Source organism: Methylobacterium sp. 275MFSha3.1, from assembly GCF_900108435.1.
Classification (GTDB): domain Bacteria; phylum Pseudomonadota; class Alphaproteobacteria; order Rhizobiales; family Beijerinckiaceae; genus Methylobacterium.
On the sequence record NZ_FNWP01000016.1, the window covers coordinates 1 to 24,810 of the forward strand.

General features: G+C 72.0%; 17 protein-coding genes. 6 read left to right on the forward strand and 11 right to left on the reverse strand.

Translation table 11 applies throughout. The features are described from left to right. From BLW78_RS32050 to BLW78_RS30935, 3 genes are all read right to left on the reverse strand, one after another. Positions 1-1,560: autotransporter-associated beta strand repeat-containing protein (locus tag BLW78_RS32050; RefSeq protein ID WP_280142472.1), on the reverse strand; the 1,560-nt coding region annotated here is incomplete at its 3' end. Positions 1,561-1,644: 84 nt separating this feature from the next. Next, positions 1,645-2,121: a Ros/MucR family transcriptional regulator gene (locus BLW78_RS18995; protein ID WP_348272457.1), complete on the reverse strand. Its 477-nt coding sequence runs from the start codon at positions 2,119-2,121 to the stop codon at positions 1,645-1,647. 310 nt (positions 2,122-2,431) lie between these two features. Next, positions 2,432-2,794, reverse strand: coding sequence for a hypothetical protein (locus tag BLW78_RS30935; protein WP_139307697.1), 363 nt, complete (start codon positions 2,792-2,794; stop codon positions 2,432-2,434). Between the two features lie 118 nt (positions 2,795-2,912). On the opposite strand from BLW78_RS30935, the gene BLW78_RS30940 reads away from it, so the two are divergent. From BLW78_RS30940 to BLW78_RS19020, 6 genes are all read left to right on the forward strand, one after another. Then, a complete protein-coding gene (locus BLW78_RS30940) occupies positions 2,913-3,179 on the forward strand; it encodes a hypothetical protein (RefSeq protein ID WP_128083444.1) in 267 nt (88 codons plus the stop codon). 180 nt (positions 3,180-3,359) lie between these two features. After that, positions 3,360-3,890: a lysozyme inhibitor LprI family protein gene (locus BLW78_RS19000; RefSeq protein ID WP_091681406.1), complete on the forward strand. Its 531-nt coding sequence runs from the start codon at positions 3,360-3,362 to the stop codon at positions 3,888-3,890. A 147-nt stretch (positions 3,891-4,037) separates the two neighbouring features. Next, complete coding sequence (locus BLW78_RS19005) at positions 4,038-4,568, forward strand: lysozyme inhibitor LprI family protein (RefSeq protein WP_091681408.1); 531 nt, start codon at positions 4,038-4,040, stop codon at positions 4,566-4,568. Positions 4,569-4,715: 147 nt separating this feature from the next. Beyond that, positions 4,716-6,668, forward strand: a complete 1,953-nt coding sequence (locus tag BLW78_RS19010; protein ID WP_091681409.1) for an FAD-binding monooxygenase — start codon at positions 4,716-4,718, stop codon at positions 6,666-6,668. A 14-nt stretch (positions 6,669-6,682) separates the two neighbouring features. After that, positions 6,683-7,609, forward strand: a complete 927-nt coding sequence (locus tag BLW78_RS19015; protein ID WP_091681411.1) for an alpha/beta hydrolase — start codon at positions 6,683-6,685, stop codon at positions 7,607-7,609. 789 nt (positions 7,610-8,398) lie between these two features. Continuing rightward, entirely contained in the window at positions 8,399-9,499 is a 1,101-nt protein-coding gene (locus BLW78_RS19020; RefSeq protein WP_091681412.1) for an adenylate/guanylate cyclase domain-containing protein, read from the forward strand. Positions 9,500-9,531: 32 nt separating this feature from the next. Here the strand turns inward: BLW78_RS19020 and BLW78_RS19025 are convergent, their stop codons facing one another. The 8 genes from BLW78_RS19025 to BLW78_RS19060 form a co-directional block, all read right to left on the reverse strand. Next, positions 9,532-9,918: a hypothetical protein gene (locus BLW78_RS19025; protein WP_091681414.1), complete on the reverse strand. Its 387-nt coding sequence runs from the start codon at positions 9,916-9,918 to the stop codon at positions 9,532-9,534. After that, on the reverse strand, positions 9,915-10,655 hold the full coding sequence (locus tag BLW78_RS19030; protein WP_091681416.1) for a hypothetical protein: 741 nt from the start codon (positions 10,653-10,655) through the stop codon (positions 9,915-9,917). Before BLW78_RS19030 ends, BLW78_RS19025 begins: the two co-directional genes overlap by 4 nt. Then, on the reverse strand, positions 10,652-12,505 hold the full coding sequence (locus BLW78_RS19035; RefSeq protein WP_091681417.1) for a reverse transcriptase family protein: 1,854 nt from the start codon (positions 12,503-12,505) through the stop codon (positions 10,652-10,654). The genes BLW78_RS19030 and BLW78_RS19035 overlap by 4 nt, the downstream gene beginning before the upstream one ends. Positions 12,506-12,815: 310 nt before the next feature. After that, entirely contained in the window at positions 12,816-14,480 is a 1,665-nt protein-coding gene (locus tag BLW78_RS19040; protein ID WP_091681418.1) for a hypothetical protein, read from the reverse strand. Further along, on the reverse strand, positions 14,480-17,596 hold the full coding sequence (locus tag BLW78_RS19045) for a hypothetical protein (RefSeq protein WP_091681420.1): 3,117 nt from the start codon (positions 17,594-17,596) through the stop codon (positions 14,480-14,482). Before BLW78_RS19045 ends, BLW78_RS19040 begins: the two co-directional genes overlap by 1 nt. Positions 17,597-17,792: 196 nt before the next feature. Continuing rightward, positions 17,793-19,778: an SWIM zinc finger family protein gene (locus tag BLW78_RS32055; protein ID WP_091681422.1), complete on the reverse strand. Its 1,986-nt coding sequence runs from the start codon at positions 19,776-19,778 to the stop codon at positions 17,793-17,795. Positions 19,779-19,787: 9 nt separating this feature from the next. Then, on the reverse strand, positions 19,788-20,918 hold the full coding sequence (locus tag BLW78_RS19055) for a VWA domain-containing protein (protein WP_091681424.1): 1,131 nt from the start codon (positions 20,916-20,918) through the stop codon (positions 19,788-19,790). After that, positions 20,915-24,805 (reverse strand): DUF4132 domain-containing protein, encoded by a 3,891-nt coding sequence (locus BLW78_RS19060; RefSeq protein ID WP_091681426.1) that lies wholly within the window; start codon positions 24,803-24,805, stop codon positions 20,915-20,917. The genes BLW78_RS19055 and BLW78_RS19060 overlap by 4 nt, the downstream gene beginning before the upstream one ends. Positions 24,806-24,810: the final 5 nt, after the last annotated feature.

Here is a 24,810-nt window from a genome sequence, read left to right on the forward strand (position 1 = left end):
GCCGGTCTTGACGAGCACGCCCGGCTGGCTGCCGTCGGCGATCGGCCCCGCGAAGGTGGCGGTGCCGAGGTCGATCTGCAGGGTGCCGGGGCCGGCCAGCGTGATCGGGCGGGCGGTGGCGAAGCCGTCGGCCAGGACCTCGAGGGTGCCGCCGCCGAGGGTCAGGCCGGTGCCGGCGGCGCCGAGATTGGCGTCGCGGGAAACGGCCAGGGTGCCGCCGAGGATGGTGGTGCCGCCGGCATAGGTGTTGGTGCCGGCAAGTTCGAGGGTGCCGAGCCCAACCTTAATCAGGTCGCCAGGCCCGGAGACGTCGCCGCCGAGGCTCGCAACATCGAGCGGGTTCAGCGCCGTCGTACTCATCAGGAAGACGGGAAGGCCGGTCGTGAATTGCGAGGCCAAGCTCAAGCTTCCCTGCAGTGCGATCATCGGCTGGGCAATGAGATCTGCACTTTCGGGGGCAATGCGCTGGTAACCCGCGAACCCGCTATCGGCGTCATAGATGAGATTGAAGCCGCGGAGGATCGTGATCGTCGTGTTGATATAGGTTGCGCCGGTATCAGGCATCGGCGTGCTCTCCGCATAGACCTCGCCCACCGGCGCAAGCGGATTGCGCGTGTCACCAACTCTGAAGCTGTAAAGCGCTACAGGCGGGCTCGTACGACCCGGCATGTAAACTGTTACGAGAGTTCCCTTGGGGATCCTCGCATGGGGTGTGAGGCTGCTGCCATCCGGGAGGATGATGTAGGAGTCGTAGAGGCCCGTATCAGGCAGAACAGTTCCGGAGCCGATGGCGCCCCCAGCCTGCAGGTCGCCCGGCGTCATCTGCCATTCGATGGCGTTCCCCGATTTCGGGCCGGCAGCTAACCTAAGGAACGTCGTCCCTTGTATATTCGCGGCGGTAAGTCCAAGTTGTATTCCGTCCTTAGTTATAATGTAGCCACGCACAAGCTTGGATGCGTCGCCAGCGGCGATATAGTTGATATTGAGCAACGGATTTGCATCGGGTGTCCCATTCGGGAAACCCTTTGCCTCACGGCCGAAGCCGACACCAAACATCTGTGTCTTAATTTCGCCGGTTACGGCAACGCCGCCCACTGTTTCCGCCGTCACCTGCAGTATGGGTACGCGCGCGGCAGCGACAGGTTTTTTCGTTGCCGGGTCGTAAAGCTGCACGGTGGTCTCGTAGAGCTGACCTGTTAAGACACGCTGGCTGCTAGAATATGTGATCTGTCCCGGTCCGATCGGCGCTTGGCCAGGAGCAGGTTGCCAAACTTTAGAGTCCTTTCCGATGGCTATACCCGTCGAACCAGTATCGAGCATGAAATTGCTTGGGCTCATGCCGTCGATACCGACACTCAGCGTTGCTCCGGGGCTATTGTTGCCAAATTCGTCCTTTGCCTTCCAGATAATTGGAGACGCAAATGGGATAGCAATACTGGTAGATTTGTCCGTATATAAGCCCCACGGCAGTCCCTCAGCGCTCCCGGCCGTGGCGGGCATTGAGAACGCCATACCCGCGAGCAGCGCAGCACGATAACGATAGCCGTCTGTCAAAATCATCCAATAAGACTTCTAAATATACGATCGGGAAGATTCAGAAAAGAAACGGAAACATTAACAATCGGTAAACCGTCTCTTAGGGAGTCATCCTCGTTTGTCGATCCGGAAGCTTTGCGCGTCCCATACGGCATTTCTCGAACGGTATAAGTGCTCGGCGTCGTTGACGATGCTGCTGCTCGCCTGCCACGCCGCCTGGGCGCCGTGCACGCCTAGTCCGATCGCCTTCGCGAGCGCCGAGTGCTTTGCAGCATAGCCGGCGACGACCATGGGATAGTCGTGGGGCAGGCCGAAGCGTGCGCGGTAGCTGTCCGGTGTCAGACCGTAGGCCGTGAGGTGCCGCTTCAGCGTCCTGTATTCGCAGCCGTTGATGAAGCTGATCAGCCTGTCCGGGTGGATGGACTTGCGGATCTGGGCGGGTGTCGGGGCGGGGCGGTCGGGCTCCGGCTCGGCGACGATCGGCGGGCCCGCGTCGCCCAGCGCGAGCAGGCCGTCGCGGACGGTGCGCATCAGGCCGGGCAGATCGGCCGCGGCCACCGCTTGGCGGCTGACGAAGGCCGCCACGATGCCGGCGGTGGGCTGAGGAGGTCGTCGGGGGAATCGGACATGGGGTTCTCCTGATCAGAGGGTCGATCGCGAGGACCGGGCGGATGAGGAGCGGCCACGATCAGGCCGCGGAGGTTGCCGTGGGCGGCAGCGGGCTCCCAAAGCGCCAGCCGTCCTGGCCGCCGATGTGGATGGGGGTTCATCATCGGCCTGCCGAGGCGCCGGTAGTGTGCGGCCCACGCTTCCCATCCGGGCGAGTCGTCGCGGACGAAGACGCGGCTGTGCGGCGCCCTGGGCTGGGCAGCGGGGCGAAGTCGGTCTGGCGCAATCACGTCTGCGACGCGAAGGCGTAGCCCGGCTTGCGCTGAGCGTGTGCCGCGTAGGCCCGTGCCGCGGCGATCGCCGCGAGTTGCTCGGATTCGGACAGCACCTCGAAGACGGCGCGGGCATCCCGGGCCCGGCTCCCGACGAGGCCATCCGGCCAGACCGTGACGAGATGCTCGAATCGTACGGCGACCGGATCGAGCTGGCCGCCGGCGGCTGGTCTTCCGCCGGTCCGTGACCCTGCAACTCCGAAGCTACCACCGTCGCTGCCAAGTATTTTGAATACGGGCTCCTTGCCGCTGCTGTGAGAGATGCTCTTCAGCGCGGAGGCCGAATGAGGCGCCGCAGCTGACGTGCTCTGAAGCACCTGAGCTCTCCGAGGTCGGAGATATGTACTCCCGCAGCGAACCGGCGAAATCAACCGGATCGCCCCAGATCAAATTAGATCTGTTCAATGCGCCATCTGTTAACGAAAGCAGCAATCCATGAAGTCCATTGTTGTTGCCGCAGCCATTTCGATCGCCTCGATCGGCGCGGCGAATGCGGGACCTATCATCGCCCTGGATAAGGCATTCACAACCTCCGATCAGCCCCTCGTGTCCAACGTCGCTTGGCTCAGCCGCTACGGCAAACTCTGCTATCACGGCACGAGGTGGATCCCCGCTTGCCATGCCACCAATCGGCCGGTTGGCTACATGAGAGGTCACTGGAACGCGACCCGTACTCGCTTCATTCCGGGGCGTTACTATTGAGGCGCCGGAAACGAAGTGATCCAACCTGCGCCTCATGTGAGGCGCGGTCCGGCCATGTGGCAATTGCAGTAAGCGCAGCTCGTGCTTCGAGATCACAAATGCTGCGCGATCAACACACCTCAAAATTACGACCGGAAATCTGTGGTTTGTTGCAGTATTACAGTCAGATCAGGTAGCAGTATGAGCAAGGCCGCTCTTCGCACCCTTGCCGGTGCATTTGCTGGCGCAGTGGCCAGCGTGACTTTGGTGCCCATGGCCCTTGCAGCGCCAAGTGCGCCCGCCGCTGAGACATGTGACTCGGACGACCCAACCATCTGTCTGAGCCGCCATGGCGAAGCGGCTGTGAATATGTTGTCTAAGGCTTACGCCGACGCATCCAAAAAGGTCGCTCCGATGTGCTTCGAGGTGATCGGCCCGGCCATCGGCGATTGCTTGGAGCGTGCTCAACGAGTCGCGGACAAGGAGCTCAATGAGACCTACGCCCGTGCGATGAAGTCGATAGGCAGCGACGATGACGCAGCCCGCAAATGGCGCGAAAAACTCAAGCTCGCACAACAGGCTTGGCTTCGATTTCGGGATGCCGACTGCGGCGATGTTATATCATTCGAGTGGATGGACGGTACAGGCGCCGGTCCAGCGGGATCAACCTGTCTGGTCGCGCATACCATAGAGCGAGCAGCAGAACTTAAGCGGCGCTACGACCGCAAATAGATTTGAGACGCGGACTTTGGGCCCCTCCTGGCCTTAACGCCCCCGTTTCTAGCCCTCGATGGATTTAGTTTGAGATAGATATACACCGCGCCGGACGAATAGGCGCATACGCTAAGGCAGCACCCGCGGAATATAAAGGTGTCGACGATGAAGGCTCTCGCTCTCTCTATTATTTTATCTGCCGGCTTTCTTAGCGCGGCATACGCTGCACCGAATGATGCGACGCCATCAGCCTCGAAAGAACCGCCGCCCTTGGCCTGCATGGATGACAATACAATAGACGCCTGCCTGAAACGTCATGGTGAGGATGCAGCGAAGGCGCTGTCGAAGGCCTACGGAGATGTTGCGGGCAAACTTGATGCTGCCTGTTCTGAGGTAATCAGCCCAGGGATGACCGCCTGCCTGGGTCGAGCCCAGGAAATCGCAGATAAGAAATTGAACACGATTTACGCACGCGCCATGAAATCGATCAGCATCGAGGATAACGGTAAGAAGTGGCAGGAGGAGCCCAGACTTGCTCAACAGTTTTGGATGCGATTCCGCAATGCCGACTGCGGCGATCTCATCACCGATGAGTGGCATGGCGGTACAGGGACTTATCCAGCTATCGCCACCTGCTTACTCGGGCATACGGAAGCGCGAACCGCGGAGCTTAAGCAGCGCTATGACCGCTGGTAAACGCTAGCATTCTTCTCCCGGTGATACCTCTAGAAGGGCCGCGAGACTGTCGTTGTCGCTACGAATATGTTTAGATGAATGTGCCGAAACGGATCTGACGCTATAGACCGTTTGAGGCCCCCGATAGCAGGCCGAGAATTTGCGCGGATGCAGTTCCATCTCAACGGCTACAAGTCCGGGGATCCAGCGATCGCCGAACCACCAGCGGTAGGAGGAAATCCACACTTAAAGGGCGCATCGCCGGATCTGGTCGATGTCCTAATAATCGGTTGCGGACCGACCGGCCTCACACTCGCCGCGCAACTCGCGGCCTTCCCCAACATCACGACTCGGATCATCGATCGGAAGCGCGGCCGCCTCCTCGTCGGTCAAGCCGATGGGATCGCATGCCGGACGATGGAGATGTTCGAGGCATTCGGCTTCAGCGAGCGCGTCCTCAAGGAGGCGTACTGGGTCAACGAAACCTGCTTTTGGAACCCCGATCCCAGCCAGTCGAACGTGATTACCCGCACTGGCCGCATCGTGGATACGGAGGAGGGATTGTCCGAGTTCCCGCACGTCATCATGAACCAGGCGCGGGTCCACGACTTCTTCCTCGCAACGATGCAGAACGCGCCCACTCGCCTGGAGCCGAGCTACGGACGCAACTTCCTCGATCTGGCTCTCAAGGACGCCGAAACGGGCGACGGCATCGAGCCATCCAGCGACTTCGACTATCCGGTCAACGTCAGGCTTGAGCGGATCGACGATTCGCAGACGTCTGCCGTCGAGACCGTACGCGCGCGCTACATCGTCGGGTGCGATGGGGCCCGCAGCGCCGTGCGTGGCGCTGTGGGCCTTACGGTGCACGGTGACTCCGCCAATCAGGCGTGGGGCGTCATGGATGTACTTGCCGTGACTGACTTCCCGGACATCCGCCTGAAGTCCGCCATCCACTCCGCCAAAGAGGGCAGCCTCCTAATCATCCCGCGCGAAGGTGGTTACCTCGTGCGCATGTACATCGAACTCGACAAGCTCGACGCGAATCGGCGCCTGGCAAGGGACGCGGTGACTGTCGATCACCTGATCGCGGCGGCGCGGCGCATCCTGCACCCCTACACGCTGGAGGTGAAGGAAGTCCCATGGTGGTCAGTCTACGAGATTGGGCAGAGGCTCTGCGAAGCCTTCGATGATGGCGGCCTTGCGCACCGTGAACATCGTTCGCCCCGGATCTTCATCGCTGGCGATGCCTGCCACACGCACAGCCCGAAAGCGGGCCAGGGCATGAACGTCTCGATGCAGGACGCCTTCAACCTCGGCTGGAAACTCGCCGCCGTGGTCCGCGGGCAGTGTACACCGCAGATTCTCCAGACCTACTCGATGGAGCGTCGCGCCGTCGCCCAGGAACTCATCGACTTCGACCGTGCGTTCGCCCGCATGTTCAGCGCCCCGCCCAGGCCATCCGACGTGACGGGCGGCGACGGCGTCGATCCGGCCGAGTTCGAGCGGTACTTCGTCAAGCATGGCCGCTTCACCGCCGGTACCGAGACCTGCTATCCGCCGTCCCTCATCACCGGCCAGTCCACGCATCAGAACCTCGCCGAGGGCTTCAGGATCGGGACACGCTTTCATTCGGCGCCGGTGATCCGGCTGGCCGATGCTAAGCCACTTCAGCTCGGCCACACCGTCAAGGCAGATGGCCGCTGGCGCTTGTTCCTGTTCGCGGATCCGGAGTCGCCCGACGCGCGATCCTCGCGATTGCGCGCCGTGTGCACGTACCTGGCCGAAGCGGACGACGCGCCCATCCGGCGGTTCACACCCGCGGGCGCCGACATCGACTCCGTCATCGACGTGCGGGCGATCCTGCAGCAGGGCCACCGGCAGTTCGTTCTAGGAGCGATGCCACCGCTGCTGCGACCGCCGAAGGGGCGTTATAACCTCGTCGACTGCGAGAAGGTCTTCTGCCCGGACCCGAAGGCCGGCGATATCTTCGCACTGCGCGGCATTTGGCGGGCGGACGGTTGCATCGTCGTCGTGCGGCCGGACCAGCACGTCGCGCATGTGCTGCCCCTGGACGCCCATGCCGAACTCGCGGCCTTCTTCGATCGATTCATGCTGTAGCGGGTGGAAACGCGATGCGCAGCGAGATCGACGCGATCCGGGCCTTCCTGCAGGCGCAGCCGCGGCCGGCGGATCTCGTCGCACGGCGCGCCCGGCTCGACAGCTTCGGCCGCCGCGACGCGCTTCCGCCCGGCACCCGCGTCACCCCTGTCGATGCCGGCGGCGTGCCGGGTGAGTGGACCCTCTGCCCTGGTGGCGATCCCGAGCGCGTCCTCATTTTCCTCCACGGCGGCGGGTACATGGCTGGATCCCTCGACAGCCATCGCCACGTCGTTGCGCGCGCGGGGCAGGACGCCGGCGTCCGCACCCTCGCACTCGCCTACCGGCTCGCCCCTGAGCACCCTTTCCCCGCCGCCCTCGACGACGCGGTGGCGGGCTATAGGTTCGTGCTGGAGCAGGGGATCTCGCCCGAACAGATCGCCTTGTGCGGCGAGAGCGCGGGCGGTGGCCTCGCCGTCGCCGCCGCGCTGCGCCTGCGAGAGGCGGGCGACCCGCTGCCCGGATGTCTCTGGCTCTCTTCACCCTGGATCGACTTGGCCTTGCGCGGCAACAGCTTCAGGACGAAGGCAGCGGTGGATCCCATGATCCAGCGCCTCTACCTCTCCGAACTTGCGGCGGCCTACCTGAGCGGCGCGGATCCTCAGAACCCTTTGGCCTCACCCCTCTACGCCGATTTAAGAGGCTTGCCCCCGACGCTGATCCAAGTCGGCTCGGACGAGACGCTCCTCGATGATGCGGTGTGTCTGGCCGGCGCGGCCGGCAGCGCGGGCATGAACGTCACGCTTCGGATCTGGCCCGCGATGATCCACGCTTGGCATCTGTTCTTCCCGAACCTTGCGGAGGGGCGCGCAGCTCTCTCGGAGGTCGGCACCTTCGTGGATGGCCACCTCAAGCCGAGAAACATGGAGCCTAATATGCGAACTGAGGCTGCGTCCGTATAGCCAGTCAACCGATCCTACCCGCGCATGACTATCGGCTGATGAGCGCAATCCCGACATGAAATTTAATAAGATTTTCATTCCGACTTCGTTCTTTGGAGATTTTAAGCCTAAATAGATAAGCTGAAAATGAACCGCCTCTGCAATCGCGGCAGACTTTCGTAAATCTCATCAGTGTGTCGGGAGGCGGATTGCCTGCCTATCCGGCCAACGATCTCGGAGTAGGTCCAGATTCTTTTGGCCAGACCGTGTTATTCCGCTGCTCGATTGCAATCTTGAGAGCCGCCTCTTGATGAAACGTGCGAGCACGCTGCAGTTCAGCTCTGATTGAAGAGACATGATCACGCAGCCAGCAATGCCAAGAGTTTGGATGAAGGACCGGCCGCGCTGCGGTCACCTTCAAACGAAACTGCCAGCGCTACGTCTTGCAGTCCTCGCACAAAGTGCTAACCATTACCCGTAGACGTTCGTTAGGCTACTGGCGGAAATAGCCTTTTTGGGTTGCAGGTTCGAGTCCTGCCGGGACCACCAGCCTCCCGCGATCGCGGGATCCGCCGGGGGGCAGGTCCCAACCTCCCGGATCGAACGCGCCCCCACCTGTGGCCGCGCGGCGACACCGGCCGACGACGTCGGGTGGACGGCGCGAATCGCTCCGGATCGGTCACGGGCGACCGGCCAGCCCGAGGGCGTCAGCCCGATCCACCCGTCGCGGCGCCCCCCTCTCGCCTTCGCCCCCCGCCATCGCGTAGGTCCAACCGTGCTCACCGCCACGCTCGACCCCGCCGACCGCCCATGCTCCCACAGTACCGCTGGCTCTGGGCCCTGACCCTCCTCCTCGCCTCCGGCGGGGCGGGCCTCCTCTACAACCTGCTCTTCGTCGGCGGGGCCTCGATGCTCGCCGGCCTGGTCTACGCCCTGGCGGTGGGCGGGACGGTGCTGGCCTTCGTGCCCGGCCTGGCCCTGTCGGGCGTCCAGACGCGGCTGCGCCGCCTGCCGGCGCTGGTCTACATGCTGGCTGCCGAACTGCTCTACGTGGTGCTGATCACGCTCGGCTGCGCGCTCGGCGGCTTGGTCGTCTGGACCTTCGGCCTCACCGCCGACAGCCTGTCCACGGCGGTGCGGATCACGCCGCGGTTCCTCGCCTACTCGCTGGCCGTGTCGGCCCTGCTGGTCTTCGTCATGCGCATGCGCGACCTGATCGGCGGCGAGGTGTTCGTGAACTTCATGATCGGCCGCTACCACAAGCCGGTGCAGGAGGAGCGGATCTTCCTGTTCCTCGACGTGGTCGGCTCGACGGCCTTCGCGGAGACCCACGGCGACCTGCGCGCGCAGGAATATCTCAGCGCCGTGTTCGCGACGCTCGCCGAGCCGGTGCGGCGCAACGCCGGCTCCACGGACGACTTCATCGGCGACCTCGCGATGATCACGTGGCCGATGAAGCGTGGCCTCAAGGACGCGCGCTGCGTCACCTGCGTGTTCGAGGTGCTCGACCGGATCGAGGCCGACGCCGCGGCCTGGCAAGCCCGGTTCGGGACGGTCCCGCGGCTGCGGGCGGCGCTGCACGGCGGTCCGGTGGTCACGGCCGAAGTCGGGGTCGACCGCCACAAGATCGCGTATTTCGGCGACGCTGTGAACGTGACGGCGCGGATCGAGGCCCTGTGCCGCCCGCTGGGCGTCGACATCCTGATCTCGCAGGATCTCCTCGACCGGCTGGACCGGATGCCCGACGGCGTCCGCGCCCGCCCGCTGGGGACGCACGCCCTGCGCGGCCGCGGCGCGCCCCTGGCGGTCGCCACTCTCGAGCGCGGCGCGGCGCCGGACCGGCTGATCCCGGAGCAGAGGCCGGCGCCGCCGGTGCTGGACCGCGCCGAGGCCGTCGCGGAACCGCGCTAGGCTCCCCGTAGGGGCCGCGTGTCGGTCGCGTCTCAGCGGCGGCGGACCCAGCGCTCCCACCCGTGCGCCCAGAAGCGCCGGCCCCGCGCGCTCGCCGCGCGCCGCGGGGTCGCGGCCGGGCCGGCCCAGTCGGAGGTTGCCCCGAGCGCCGCCGGCAGGGTGGCGACGAGCGCCGCCGGCCCCTCGATGTCCCAGCCGATCACGCAGCAGCCGCAGCCGGTGCTGCGCACGCGGGTGAGCCGGCCGGCATGGGCCAGCATCCAGCGCTCGGCGGCGGCGACGTCGTCCCCGTCGCCCACGTCCACGCACAGGGAGGCGCGGGCGTGGCCCGGGGCCGGCGGCCCCTCGGGCATTGGGTCGGCCCGCCCGTAGAGGGCCCGCAGGGCGTCGGAAGCCGGTCCGGCGTCGCCGGCGCTCACGGCGCGCCCATCTCGGCCAGCTGCCGTTTGGCGAAGGTGCAGGCCGCGAAGTCCGGGTTGATCGCACAGGCCATGTCGAACGCCGCCCGGGCCCGGGACGCCTCGGCGGCGACGCCCTCGCCGAGGCGATAGGCCTGGCCGAGCATGGCGCAGCCCCAGGCGCCGCGCCGGTCGCAATCGAGACGGAAGCTCCGGGCGAGGCAGGCATCCGTGTCGGCGCGCGGCGCGTCGCGGAAGGGATCCTCCGCGTAGCCGCCGTTCCGGATCCCGGCCGCCCGGTTGGTGCAGCCCGCCGGGAACCCGCCCGCGCAGGCGAGGGCGTAGAGCCGCTCCTTGTCGAGGATGTCGGCGACGTCGAGGGAGTGGTGTTCCAGGGCGAGGGCGAGGTCGAAGCAGGCCGGCGCGTTCGACCACCGGGTGCAGAGCGCGTAGCAGGAAGCGGGCTCGCGCGCGCAGCGGCGCTCGGTGGGCCGGCGGGGCGCGAACGCCCACCGCCAGAACGGGCGCTCCCGCGCGAAGGTGTCGGCCGGGCAGGTGCCGAAGCTGCGCAGCAAGGCCGGGTCCTGCCGCAGCGGCGCCGCGATCTCCGCGGCCTCGGCCTTGTTGAAGACGGGTGCGGCAGGCGCCTCGTCGGCCTGGGACGCCCCCGGTCCGAGCGAGAGGACCGGGGCCAGGGCGAAGAGCGCGGCGAGGCTGGTCCGGAGGTGCCCGGCCGGGAGGCTCCGGGCCAGGCTCATCGGCGCCGGCGCCAGCGGTGCAGCAGGCGTCGCAGGCCGAGGAGCAGGGCGACCGCGAGGACGAGCAGCCCGAGCGCCGGGTGCAGCAGGGCGGCCGCCTGAAACAGGACGAAGATCCCCAGGACGACCTTCCAGGGCTTCATCGGGGTGTCGTCGGGCTCGGCGCCCGCGTCCGGCGCGGCCTCCGCGCGGGCGGCCGGTTCCGGCGCGCCGAGACGCGGTCGCCCGGAGGCCGGCACGCCGCTGCGGCCCGGAACCGGCGCGGCCGCAGCCCTGGCCGCGGCCGCCTCCGCCTGCCGCGCGGCGGCCGCCTCGGCCTCGGCCAGGATCGGGTCCGGCTCGGGCGCGGGGCGGGGGGCCGGCACCCACCAGCGGGCGAGGGGCACCTCGCCCCGCGCGGACCGGGCGCGGAAGTCCGGCTGCCGGGGCGCCGTCACCGGGGCCGAATGGCGGTCCGCGAGGGCGCGGGCCTGCGCGACAAGCGGCGCGCCGGTCTCCGGCGTGACCATCCGGACGAACTGGGCGAAGCCGACCGCGGCGCGGAGCACGCCCGCCTCGCCGGCCGCGCCCCAGCGGCGCCCGGCCGGCCCCTGCCGCTCGAGCCCGTGCAGGAGGGCGCGGAAGCGGCGCAGGGTCTCGCGGGGCACGCCGACCCGCTCGTTGACGGTGAGCCCGGTCACCTCCTGGTGCCGGCCGCGGCGCATCACGCGGGTCTTGTCCGGATGGACGGTGAAGCCCTCCCCGGCAACGATGGCGTGGACGTATTTGAGCAGCGCGCCGACCTTCCCGGCGGCCTCGCCGGAGGCCGAGAAGGTCAGGTCGTCAGCGTAGCGCGTGTAGGTGAAACCGAGGCTGCCGGCGAGGCCGGCGAGCCGGGCGTCGAGCCGGGTGCAGACGAGGTTGGTGAGCGCGGGGCTCGTCGGCGCGCCCTGCGGCAGCCGGCGGGGCCCCCGGGCGGCGTAGAGGCGGGCGCCGTCGATCTCGACCGCGTCCACGTCCGGCTCGGTGCAGAGCAGCGCCAGCACGGTCGCCACCGGCTCGGCGTAGCCCAGGCCCCGGAACTTCCCCTTGATCCGCCGGTAGTCGAGGCTCGGGAAGAAATCCTTGAGGTCGAGATTGACCACGACGTCCCGCCCGACATGGGCGGCGGCGTTGGTGACGATCGAGCGGCCGGGCACGAAGCCGTGGGCCGCCGCGTGCACGGGGACGTGGGCGAGGAGCACGTCGAGGATCCAGTACTGCGCCCGCTTCAGGCGCGGCATCGGCGCCGAGATGCGGCGCAGGCCGCCGGCCTTCTTGGGGATGGTGAAGCGCCGGTAATGGCTCACCGCGCTGAGCGCCCGGTCGTAGGCGAGGAAGCGCAGCTCGCCGAGGCCGATCCCCATGGCCTCGGCCAGCGCCTTCGGGCTCGCCAAGGGCGGGAGACCGGGGGCGGGCCCCCGCCCCGGAGCGTCCGCGTGCGCGAGGCCGGCCGAGACGCCGTCGCCGAGATGGAGGATCTCCGCCTCCCGGCGCGCGTGCCATGCCTGCGCCCGGGCGTGGCGGTCGCGGGCGTTACGCAGCCGCGTCTCGCGCCGCCGCTCCAGCGCCGCCTTCTTGCGGCGGCGATGCATCTCCTTGAGGGCGGCCTCCGGGTCGCGCCACGCCGCCTCCCGCCGGTGCAGGTCGGCGAGGGCGCGGGCGATCTCGCCGCGGCGGCGGATCAGGTCGTCCGGCGGGTTGGGCTGCGCTTCCCCGTCCGGCCAGAAGCCGAGCCGGATCATCTCCTCGAGGATGACCTCGTCCTTCGAGCTCTCGCGGATCCGGTCGTAGAGCTGCTGGCGGGTCAGGCTGCCGGGCTGCTGGCTCATCGGCGGCCTCCGGCGCGGGCAGGAGGCGTGACGGGGGACGTCGGCCGGGATGCCTTCGTCAAGTCTCGGGACTGGCCCGGTCCACTCGACGCCGGCACGACCACCGGTGCGCGTTTGGGTTCAGCGAACCCAAACCGCGAACGCGCACCGGTGGTCAGTGCCGGCCCAGTGAAGAGCGGGCCAGTGACGCTTTGCCGGGCAGGGTGCAGGGACGGCGAATCGCCGCCCGAAATGCAAGGTCCGCCCCGGCCGACGCCCCTCGTCGCGGGGAGGATAGGCCAGGCGCGCGGCCGCATCAATCGGGTCCGTCTCACGCCTGCCACCGCACCGGCTTGCCCTCGACCTGGGCGTGGACGAGGCGGCGCACGGCCAGCATGTGCTCGCAGGGGCCCCGGGTCAGCCGGTTGTGGGTGTAGAAGCCGCACTGGCAGCTGCCGCCGACCATGCGGTCGTCGGAATCGAGCTCCACCGCGGGCGTCAGGCTCCGGCCGTCGTCCAGCACGGTCCCGCTCAGGCGCCGCCTGTCGCCGGCCTGCTCGACGGGCCCGAGGGTGACCAGTCCGGCCGCCAGGAACCGGTCGGCCTTGGCCTCCTGCTCGGAGGCGAAGCGCAGGGCGCCCGGCGCCAGCGGCTCCCGGGTCAGCTCCCGCAGGCGGTAGACCCGCTTGTCGAGGTCGAACATGGCGCGGCCCGCCTGCACGTAGCCGCCGAGCGCCGCCTCCACGGTCGACCGGTCGAGGCCCGTCTCGGCGGCGAGTTGCCCGGTGTCGGCGGCGTGATGGCGCCGGAGCGCCGCGAAAACCCGGGCGGCGGTGTCGGCGTCGACGTCGGCCCGGGGCGCGAGCAGGTCGAACTGCCCGGCCCGGGACCAGTCGTTGGCGGTCCAGCCCGACAGGCCGAGCGTGAAGCGCAGGCCGCCGAAATCCACCACCGCGAAGCTCGGCAGACCGGTGCCGAGGAGGTGCAGCCGCACCGACCGGGCGAGCGGCAGGGTCCGGGCCAGGATCGCGAGGCGCCGCCGGCCCCACAGGCGGATCTCCGCGGTCTCGCCCCCGCGGTAGATCGAGCGCCGGAAGGTCAGCCGCTCGTTCCAGGGCTCGATCAGCACGCTGACCGGCCGGCCGGGCTCGAGCAGGAACCGCAGGGAGCGCGGGCCGTGGCACTCGCGGCGCGCGGCGAGGCGGGTCAGGATCGCGTGCATGTCGACCGGGTGCAGGTCCACCACGTGGGCGGGCTGCGCCATGGCGCTCGACACCTGCAGGAAGCCCCGCATCCAGGAATCGGGCAGGTCGATCTTGTCCTCGCGGTAGGCGGCCTCGCCGGAGGTCTGGACCGCGAAGCCGGTCGGGTCGATCGCCAGCTCGGTGTCGCGGTAGCTGCGGATCTTCTGGAACTCGTCGTAGAGGGCGTGGCTGTAGTCGATGTTGGTCGTGCCGCAGGCCATGTCGCCGATCCGCGCGAACGTGTCGTGGTCGCAGGACAGGCGCCCGTAGCTCGATTCGTCGAGGCTGAACGCCTCGAAGAAGATCTCGTCCGGATGGACCGTGATGACCGGGTCGAGCACGATCCAGGCGTCGAGGTTCTCCCGGTAGAGATAGTCGAAGTACCGCTTCCGCGCGTCGTAGAACGACCGCATCACCGCGTCGGAGCGGGCGGCGATGTCCCGGGACTCGGCGCGCAGCGCCTCGATCTCGGCGCGCAGGCTGTCCTTCTCGGCGAGGGCCTCGGCCAGGAGCTCCTGCTCGTGGGCCTGGAGCCACGCGAAGTAGGCGGTGCGGTCCTTCGGCTTGAAGCGCAGGTCCGACACGACGACGTGGTGCAGGGCGGAGATCGCCTCCCGGAACGGCAGGTGCCGCGCCACCGTCCCGGCGAAGTAGGTCGGCTCGCGCAGGGTGTCGGGAACGAAGCCGAGCCGGGTCGCGTCCGCGTCCGAGACGGCCCGGCTCTCGCCGAGGTAGCGATGGACGAAGTTCATCAGGCCTCTTCCGAGACGGAGACGGGTCCCCGCGCCTCCGGCGGGCGCCGGACGAGGGGCACGGCGAGATCGGGATGCGCGTCGGCGACGTCGCGCAGGGCCAGGATCGCGGCGCTGCGGTCCCGGGCCGTGCCACTCAGGGTCAGGTCGGCGAAGAGCGGCAGCAGCGCCTCGGCGCGGGCGCGGCTGCGCAGGGCCTCGGCCCGGAGGAAGGCGACCATCCGGTCCTTGGCGACCCGGCCGCGCAGCACCTGCAGCATCACGATGCGGGCGAGGGGGATCAGCCGCGCGAAGGCCGCCTCGCTCGCCACGGCCTGCTCGGTGAGCAACTCGGTGAGCAGGAGGTGCATCGACGGGGCGGGGTGCTCCAGGAGGCGCAGGACCTGCGCCTCCGCGTCCTCGGGCCGGAGCCGGCTGCGCAGGAGGTGGCGGGCGAGGGCCAGGACCTCCGGCTTGACGCTGTCGGTGACGACGGCGAGCGCCTCGGGCGTCCAGGCGGTCTCCGGCCACGCGTCGAACAGGCCGCGGGCGAAGGCGAGGGTGTCGGGCCAGTCGCTCTCCACGAGGAGGACGGCCTCGGCCGCCGCGGCCTGGAACCGGGCCGGGTCGGCCGCGAAGGCCGCCGTCGCCCAGTCCCGCACCGCCCGGTACGGGTGGCCGCCGAGCCGGGCGATCTGGCGGACGCTGAGGGCCTCGGGGCGCCGGTCGGACAGGAGGGCGGCGCCGAGGCGGCGGGCGCCGTCGGCCCGCGCCTGCAGCAGGCGCCACAGGGTGCCGTCGTCGAGGGCGGCGCATTCCCCCGGCAGAGCCTCGCGCAGCAGGGCCACGGTGTCGGCCGCGTAGGCGTCGTCGGGCGCCGCGCGGAACAGGCTGCCGATCAGCTCCCCGGCGAGGCGGGGAGCGAGGCCCGGATCCGCCGCCGCGAGGCGCGCCACAAGGGGCCGGGCAGCCCGCCGGACGGCGCTGTCGGGCCCGCTGGCGAAGGCGACGATCCGGTCCGCGTGGGGCCCGAGCCGCGCGTCGTCGAGGCGCGCCAGCAGGACGAGGGCGGCGATCCGGATGTCGGATTCCGCGCCGATCAGCACGTCCCAGCTCTCCGGCGGCAGGCCGGCGGCCCCGGCCTCGGACTGCGCCAGGAGGGCGAGGCCGGCGGACCGGACCGCGGCGGACGGGTGGGCGATCAGGGCGGCGGCGGTCTCGGACGTGACCGGCAGGTCGCGGTCCGGCCACAGGAAGGGCAGGGCGGCGCGCAGACCCCGGATCGCGGCCGTCGCGGCCGCGTCGGGCTCCGGCGGCATCGCCCGCAGCCACGCCACCAGCCGCGCCACCAGGGGCGCCGCGAGCCCGGTGGGCAGCGCCCGCGCCCCGGCGAGGCCGGGGAGGGCCGCCTGGACGTCCGGCTCCGGGCTCGTGAGCAGCGCGGCGGCGAGGTCGGGATCCGACCAGACGATCGGCGCCTCCGCCTCGAGGCGCCGCAGGGCCAGCGCCCGCGCCTCCGGCTCCGGGCTCGCGAGCAGCGCCGCCACCAGGGCGGCGAGTTCGGCAGGCTCGGCGATCCCGGCGGCGAGACGCGCCTGGGCGGTCCGGAACGCGAAGGTCCGCACGGCGTCGTGCGGGGCGGCCAGCAGGCGCCCGATCTCGCTGGCCGTCAGGGCCGCGCAGGCCCGCGGGTCCGCGCACAGCACCCGCAGGCCCAGCCGCGCCACCGGCTCGATCCGCCCCTCCGCGGCGAGGCGGAGCGCCAGGTCCGGGCGGGCGCTCCAGAGGTCGGGGAAGGCCTCGTCGCGCCGGTCGGGATCGACGGCGCCGGTCTCCAGGAAAGTCAGCGAACCCGTCCGCGGCCGGGCCTCCGGGGCGTGACGGTACAGGAGCTGGCTCGCCGTCCAGTTGCGGCCGAGCGGTCCCCGCGCCCGCGCCTGCCGGCCCCAGGTCCCGTCCGGCTTCCGCCCCCAGGCGGTCCAGCGGGTCGGGGGATCGAGATCCTCCGGCCCGAGCGCCAGCAGGAAGCCCGCCGCCAGCGCCGCGAAGGCCGGGTCCCCGACGGCGCCGCGCTTGCGCAGGGCGCGCCAGATCCGCCGCTTCATGTAGGCGCGGGTGGCGGTGGACAGGCCGAGTCGCGCCTCCGGCCCCTGGCGCGCTGCGTCCACCGCGACGTAGCGCCGGAGGTCGGGGACGTAGGCGTGGCTCCGGCCGGCCTGATACATCGCCTGCGCGGTCTCGAAGCGCTGGGCGGTGGCGCCGAACAGGGCGGCATCGTCGGCCATCTCGGCGTGCTTGAAGAGGCGCCGCAGGCCGATCAGGTAGGGCGGCCGCGCCGGCAGCCGGAGCAGGGCGGCGCAGAGCGTCGCGTGCAGGCCGGGCGCCGCCTGCGCCCGGCGGCCGAGCGCCACCAGGGCCGGCCCGACCCGGCCCGGATCGTGCCGGGCAAGGCCGTCCAGCGCCCCGCACAACCCGTCGACGTCGCCCGCCTCGGCCGGCCGGGCGACCATGCCGGGCAGGTCCGGCTCGGCCTCCGGCGGCCGGTAGGGCCCGGTGAGCGGGGCGGTGAGCGCGAAGCGGGCGAGGTCGCGGACCACGCTGCCGGGCGCCTCGGCGGCGATCGCCGCGAGCGCCGGACCGGCCTGTGCGCCCGCCGCCCGGGCGAGCGCCCAGACCAGGGCGTAGCTCGCCCGCGCCGGGCCGAGGCCCCGCGCGAGGGCGATCAGGTCCGGGGCGGTCGCGGCCAGCCGCAGCTCGCCGATGCGCCAGAGCAGGCGGTCGCGGTCACGCTCGGCCCAGCTCTCGCGCAGGCAGGCGGAGAGCCGCGGCCGCAGCACGCCATCGCGCCCGTCGGGCGTCGCCTCGGGTGCGGCGGTCTCCGGGCCGTCGACCCGCCGGTAGCCGCCGTTGATCTTGGAGACGACCACGCTGTCGAACACCCGGGCGGCCGCCTCGGCGGTCACGGGCTGGGGCGTCTTGGAGCCCTCGCGCAGGGTCGCGCCGCGCCGGCCGTAGCGCGTGTTGACGAAGTAGCGCTCGGGCGTCCCGAGGGCCTCGTTCTCGATCAGGTCGACGTCGTAGACCTTGTCGGAGGTGGCGTCCCGCAGGTGGAGGCGCGCCGCGCGGACGACCCTCATGCCACCGCGCCGGCCCGCGCGGCCGGGCAGGGATGCGTCGCGCGCGCGCGACGGTCGACGGGTCCTCGCATCCGGGCTCCTCGCGAAACGACCGGGACGGGCCGGCCGGCGAATCGCGGCGCCCGAAGCCGCGGCAACCTGCCCCAGCGGGACCGAGGGGGCAACCGCGCGCGCACGATTCCGTGATCGGGCCTCATCAGGCCTCTTCCAGCCCGGGATCGTCGCGCATGGCGGCGACCCAGAGGGCGGCCCGGGCGAAGGGCTCGGACTGCGCGCCCGGAGCCGCCAGGGTGGCGGAGAGGAAGGCGGAGAGCCGCGCGGCGGTGGCCGGATAGCCGGTCGCGGCGAGGCGTGCGACTAGGTCGGCCCCGCTGGCGCGGGCGCTGGCCGCGAAGGCCCGCCGCCCCGCATGGAGGGCGTTCGCCAGGAGCGCGGCCGCCTCGTCGAGGAGCGTGGCCGGCCCCAGGTCCGGCGCCGGCGGGATCGGGTGGCCGGCGCCGTCGGGGACGGCGAGGTCGGGCACGACGAGCCGGTCGACCGACACCGACCAGGGATCGCAGACCAGGGCGCCGTCCTCGATCCGCACCGGGCCGGCGACCTGCCGCACGGGTCCCCAGCGCCCCGCGCAGGCGCCCGCGAGGGCGTCCAGGGCGTGCGGCGCGGCGGGGTCGTAGGCGCGGGCGAGATGCAGCGTGCCGCCCGCCCCCGGTAGCGCGACGGCGGCCTGCCACGTCTGGGCGCCGGGCGCCCAGGCCTGTCCCAGGACAGCCTCGACGGGGAAGACGTGGAAGGCCTCCAGCCGGTCGCGCGGGCGCAGGAAGACGGGCGGCCGGTCGGCGAGGCGGCGCAGGATCGACGGGACGTCCCGCGCCGCCAGGGGGGCCGGCAGGGCCACCAGGGCGTCCCGCGGCAGCAGCGCCGTGCGGCCCCGCGCGCCCTGGCCGAGGGCGAGGAGCCCGTCGGCCCGGCGCCGCGCGACGCTGGTCAGGATCTGGCCCTGGCCGGTGCCCGAGACGGACAGGCCCGGGCTCAGGAGGCGCCCGGGCAGGCCGGCCGCGATATCCGCCTCGGCCTCGCCCGGCGCGAACGCGCGCTCCAGCGCCAGGAGCGCGCCGGTATCGGTGTCGGCCAGCGCCACCCGGGCGGTGGCGCCGCGCCCGCGGGCGAGGAGCCGGGCACCCAGGGAGACGAGGCGCGTCTTGCCCATGGCGGTTTCGTAGGGCTGGCCGAGGCCGAGGGCGGCCTCCCCGCCCCGGACGCGGCCGAGGAGTTCCGTGGCGAGCGCCAGGACGACGGCCGCGTCGTAGGCGGCGTGGCGCGCGGCATAGGCCGCGACCTGCCCGTCGAGATCCGCCTCCGCCAGCAGGAGCTGCGTGGCGCCCCGCCTCTCGGCCGCCCGCCGGAGCCGGACGAGGGCCGCGCCGTGCGCCTCCGGTCCGGACACGACCCCGGCCTCCAGCAGGCCGGCGACCACCCGGTCGGCGGCCTCCGCGAGGTCCATCTCCGCCGGCTTCGCCTCCGCTCCGGCCAGGGCCGCGCCGCCGAGGCGGATCTCGGGGGCGCCCGCGGAATCCCGGAAGGCGCGGATCGCCAGGGCGACGTGGGCGCAGCCGCCCCCGGCCGCGCAGTCGCAGCGGGCGTAGCCGACAGCGTCGGGCACGAGGAAGCGCACGGTCGCGGTCGGGAGCCGCGCGGCCGGGACGGCGCCCCGCTCCAGCCCGACCGTGATCCCACCCGCCAGAAGGCGCCGCAACTCCGCCGCCGCCGCGCCGCCAAGCCCCGCCTCGAGGGCCGCGCCGTCGAGGGTGCCGGGATCCCAGGCGACCGGCGCCGCGGCCGGCACCGCCGCACCCTCGGCGGCCCCATCGGCGGCCCCCGCGGAAGACCCATCGGCCGGCCCGTCCGCGACCGGGGCGGCCCGGTAGGCGACGACGAGGGCGACCCGGTGCCGGCACATCCCGCTCGCCGGGCAGGTGCAGCTGGCCTCGCCGGGAGGCCGGCCGGGGCCGAGCCGCGTGACCGTGCCGTCGGCGAAGCGCGCCTCGACGGTGCCGTCCCCGGCCTCCGCGAGGTCCGGCCCCTGGCCGGCGGCCACCTCGCGCAGCGCCCGCTTCACCAGCCCGGCATTGGCGAGCTGGATCAGGCCGTCATCCGTGAGCGCGCGGAGGTCGGGGCGGGCCATCGGCGCCGCTCAGGCCCGGATCGCGGCGGCGAGCCAGCCGGCGAGCTCGCCGGGCGTCATCGCGCCGATCTCGGCGCCGGCCGCCACGAGCCGCTGGGCCATCGCCCGGTCGTAGGCGGGCCGCGCCTCCGAATCGAGGGCCGCGAGGCCCAGCACGCGGGTCCGCTGGCCGGAGAGCGCCCGCACCTGCTCGACCAGGGCGGCCTCGCTCGCCCCCTCGTAGAAGTCGGAGACCAGGACCACGATCGCCCGCTCCGGCGCGGTGATCAGCCCGGCCGCGTAGCGCACGGCGCCTCCGATATCGGTGCCGCCGCCGAGCTGGACCTTCATGAGCAGCTCGCAGGCGTCGTCGCAGTCGCGGGTCAGGTCCACCACCGCCGTGTCGAAGGCGACGAGATGGGTGCGGATGCCGGGGAGCTTCCACAGGCAGGCGGCCATCACCGAGGCGTGGATCACCGAATCGAGCATCGACCCGCTCTGGTCGACGAGCAGGATCACCTGCCAGGGCCGCATCTGGCGCCGGTTCCGGGCGAAGAAGTGCAGCCGCTCGACGGTGATCCGCCGGCTCTCGGGATCGTAGTGGCGCAGGTTGTCGCGGATCGTCCGGTTCAGGTCGAGGTCGCGGGCGCCGGGCAGGCGTGTGTGGCGCCGCCGGTCGAGCACCCCCGAGAACGCCACCGCGAGGTCCCGCGCCAGCCGCTCCATCAGCTGCCGCACCACCTCCTGCACGAGCTTGCGGGCCATCACCAGCACGTCGGGCGCCATCAGGTGCTTGGTGCGCAGGACCGCCTTCAGCAGCGTCTCGTTCGGCTCGACCCGGGACAGCACCTCGGGGTTCGTGACCACGTCGTCGATGGCGTAGAGCTCGATCGCGTCGCGCTCCAGCCGCTCGATCGTCTCGCGGGGGAAGAGCGTGTGGACCGCGTTGATCCAGCCCGGCACCGTCAGGGTCGAGCCCTCGCGCCCGCCCTGGCGGCGCTCCCCCCGCGCCGCGCCCTCGGCGTCGCGGCCGTAGAGCCAGTCGAGCGCCTGATCCATGGCGGCCGCATCGCCCGAGAGGGCGCAGCCGGCCACCGCGCAGGCGGAATCCGCCGCCTCGCCCAGGATGAGCCGCCAGCGCGTGACCGGGTCGAGGCTCACCGCAGCCGCGTCCCGGCAAGGAGGCTCGGCCCGCGCAGGAGCTCGCTCGCCGTCACCGGCGCGAGCTCGCCGAAGGTGCGCTGGCCCGGATCCGACCGGCTGCTCCAGGGCGAGCCGAGGGTCAGGTCGCCAAGGGTCTGCTCCCGGTCCTCGAACTCCACCGCGCCGGTGAACAGGCCCTCCGAGAAGGTCAGCGACGCTTGGCCGGCCGCCCCGCCCGGGAAGGTCACGGCGCGCTCGATCCACCACACCACCCCGGCATCCTGGGGCGCCCCGAGGGGCCAGCCCCGGGCGGCCATGCCGCGCAGGCGGTTGGCCTCCACGACGGTCCCGGCGAAGCGGCTCGTGGTCGATGCGGCGGCCTCGGCTTCCGTGAAGGCGTAGGTCTCGCGGGCGAGCTGCGGGAAGGGCTGGACGATCTCGTAGTCGCCGAACAGCGCCCCCCAGGCCGCCAGCGCCCCGGCGTCGAGTTGCAGGGGATGGACGAGGCCGATCAGGCCCGGGGCCGCCCCGGTCAGGACGAGGTCGAGCGGCGCGTCGTCGGCATCCGTGAAGGTCAGGTCCTCGGCCACCCGGAAGGTCACGCCCGGACCGGTCCGCGGGTCGGCATCCGCGAAGGTGGCCCAGACGAGGCGCTGGGCGAGGTGGCGCACGAGCGGGTGCGCGGCGAAGCAGGGGCCGAACACCGTCGGCTGGACCCGGCGGGCGCCGGCGAGCATCGCCTCCAGGCGGGCCACCTGCAGGCTCGCCACGGCCCGCGCGTCCTTCTTCACGGCGCCCCAGCGGGCCACCGCCGCCGCGGCCTTCCCGGCCTCGTCAGCCTTGGCGGGCTTGGGCAGATCCTTGAGCCTCTGGCCGGCGGCGTCCCGGACCCAGGGCTTGAGGGTCTCGTCGAACCCGACCCGGAACCCGCGGGGGCCGAAATCGAGGTCGAGGCCGCCGCGCTCGTCGAGGTCGAGGTCGGGGGCGAGCCGGTCGGCCAGCTCCTCGGGGGTGAGGCCGCGGGCCTCGGCGAGCTGGGCGATCTTCTGCCGGGCCTTCTCCTGGAGCCCCTTGAACTTCAGCTTCTCGGCGATGCCGTTGAGGTTCATCAGCGCAACGTCGGTGCCGATATCGACCAGCACGTCGAGTCCGGTGACCGCGCGGGCGTGGGCGGCCTCGCCGGGCCAGCGGCGGATCAGGCGGGTCAGGTCGCGGGCGGTGGCGTCGGTGCCGAACCAGCCCAGCGCGCGCAGGGCCCACCCGTCCTTGGAGGGCGTCCCGGCGGCGATCCAGGCGGAGAACAGGTCCCACGCGAAGGCCGCGAGGCTCGCCTCGGTGCAGGCCTCGCGGACCATCGGCACGCCGGCATAGACGGCGTCCGGGTTGGTGAAGGACAGCATCTCGCAGAGGGTCAGGATCGCCGCGTCCGGCAGGGCGGTCCCGTCCCGCAGACGCGGCCGGGTCAGCATGGACGGCACGACCCAGGCGGGCGGCTTGCCGACCTTGGCGGGGACGCGCGCGAGGGGATCGCGGTCGAGCACCTGCGCGACCGCCTCGGTCACGTCCGGTGCCTGGTCCGCGTAGCGCGCGACCACGGAAGCGATGATGGCGCGGCCGTCCGCCCGGTCCTGCGCCAGCACGCGCAGGGCGTGCTCGCCGGCGTCGCGCAGCGCCCCGGGCCGGCCCACGGCGTCGGGCAAGAGGCGGGTGAGGGCGGTCTCGGGATGGCGGCGCAGCCAGGCCAGGGCCGGCTCGCGGGCCTTCTTGAGCTTCGTGAGGGCGCGGGCGGCGGGCCCGGCGAGGCGGGCATCGTCCACCGCCAGGACCGCCGGCAGGAGCCCGACCGGATCGGCCTCGACCAGCCCGACGAGGCCCGGCATCGCCCGCTCGCCGAACCGCGACAGCATCGCCCACACGATCTCCGGCCACTGCGAGACGTGGAAGCATCCCGCGACGACGCGCGACTGGGCCCAGAGGGCGAGCGCCAGGGGCTCGGGCTGCCGCTCCAGGCTGCCGACCAGCTGGCGATAGGGCGAGTTCGCCCAGTAATGGCAGGCCTCGTCGATCTGGGCGACGCGGCCGGCGACCCAGGCGATCAGGGCCGGCGGATCGTCGCGCGGCGGCTCGGAGAGCGGGGGCGGGATCCGGCTCCAGCCCTGCGTCGGATGGGAAAGCTCGGCGGCCGCCACGAAGGCCCGCAGCGCCTCCGGGCCGTCGAGGGTGACGGCATTCCGCGCGCGCCAGTAGCTCGGCGCGACCTCCGGCACTGCGTGGGCGAACGGCGTCGGCAGCGGCGCGAGGGCGAGGACGAGGTCGTCCCGGGTCCGGGCCTTGGCCCGCCAGGGCGGGTCGCGCAGCACCCGCGGCCAGGCGGCGGGCTCCGCGAGGGGCACCGCGCGGGCTTCCGCCAGGGCGTCGAGGATGCCGGCCCCGCGCCCGCCCGACGCCGCGAGCCAGCCGCGGACCGTGTCGAGCCCGTGGGCGTCGAGCGCCCGGTTCACCCGGGCGCGCAGGGCGGGCTCGGACCGGCCGCCCGCGAGGGCCGCGAGGCAGCGGGGCAGGATCGCGGCGGGATCGGCCTCCAGCGCCGCGTCGAGGGCGGCCGCGACGGGCTTCTCGTGGAGGTGGGGCAGCAGGGCCGGGAGCGCCCCGGCCTCGCCCGTCGACAGGATCGCCAGGGCGACCGTGCGACGCTGCTCGTCGAGGGCGTAGTGCAGCAGCCAGTCGAGGGCCGGCAGGGCCGGCTGCCCGGCGGCGCGGGCCACCGCCAGCAGGGTCGCGGCCGCCTCGGCCGCGTCGAGGGCGCAGTAGACGAAGTAGAGGTGGTAGCTGCGCTTGGCACGCCAGCGCGCGACCGCTTCCGGCGGCGCGTCGGCCAGCAGCGGCAGGTAGGCCGTATCGGCCGTGACGTCGATCCCCGCCGACGCGGCGGCCTCGACCACCGCGACGGGCTGGAGCGGGTGCGGGGCGGCCCGGTCGTCGGCCAGGATGAACGCGAAGGCGCAGGCCGCCGGCCAGTCGTGGTCCTCGGCGATCCGGGCGTTCAGGAGCGCGACCGCGGCGTCGTAATCGGCCTCCGGGGCGTGCACGAGGGCGGCCCGCAGGGCGAGGTGGAGCGGCTCGGCCCAGGACAGGCGCTGGTAGGCGCGCGGCGTCTTCGGGGTCGGGCGGCGGCGATCGGCCAGCCGGGCGACGGTCTCCGTCCCGCCCTCGGCCACGGCGTAGCGCAGGACCGCCTCCAGTGCCCCTCGAAGGACGGCGTCGCCGGTGGCGGCCCGGGACGGGTTCCCCTGTCGGCGCGCCTCCGCGGCGTCGACGATCGCGTCCAGCCAGGCGGCAAGGCCGTCCCGGTCCGGCGGCGCGCCGGCGAGGCGCGCGGCCTCGGCATCGCCGAGCGCGGCCGCCAGCGGCGCCGCGATCGCCCGCCAGGCCTCCGCCGCGTCCGGGCGCGGACCGGGGCGCAGGCGGGTCGGCAGCGGCACCGCCGCGAAGACCGCGGCCGGGGCGGGGGGCGGGACGTGCTCCGGCGGAGCCTCGGCCGGCGGCGGGGCGGCCGCCGGCTCCGCGGCTCGCTCCGCGGCTGGCTCGACAACCGTCTCGCCGACCGGCCCGGACGCCTGCGCAGGGGCGGGCTTCGAGGTGGCGGCGGCGGTCGGTGCCGGGGTGGGGGCCGCGACCGGCGCCGGGGCGAGAGCCGCGCCGTCGGCGCGGACGTAGCCCTTGGCGGTCTTCTCGCGGACGAGCTTGTCCTTCTCCTTCACGGCCGCGGCCGCGTCGGCGCAGGTCTTGTCCTTGCTCTGGCCCTGGGTGCCGAGGCGCCCGAAGCGGACGGTGAGCGTCGGGCCGGAGACGCCGACCTCCCAGAACTTGGCCGCGCTGCCCTCGACCAGCTCGTAGCGTTCCATGGCCT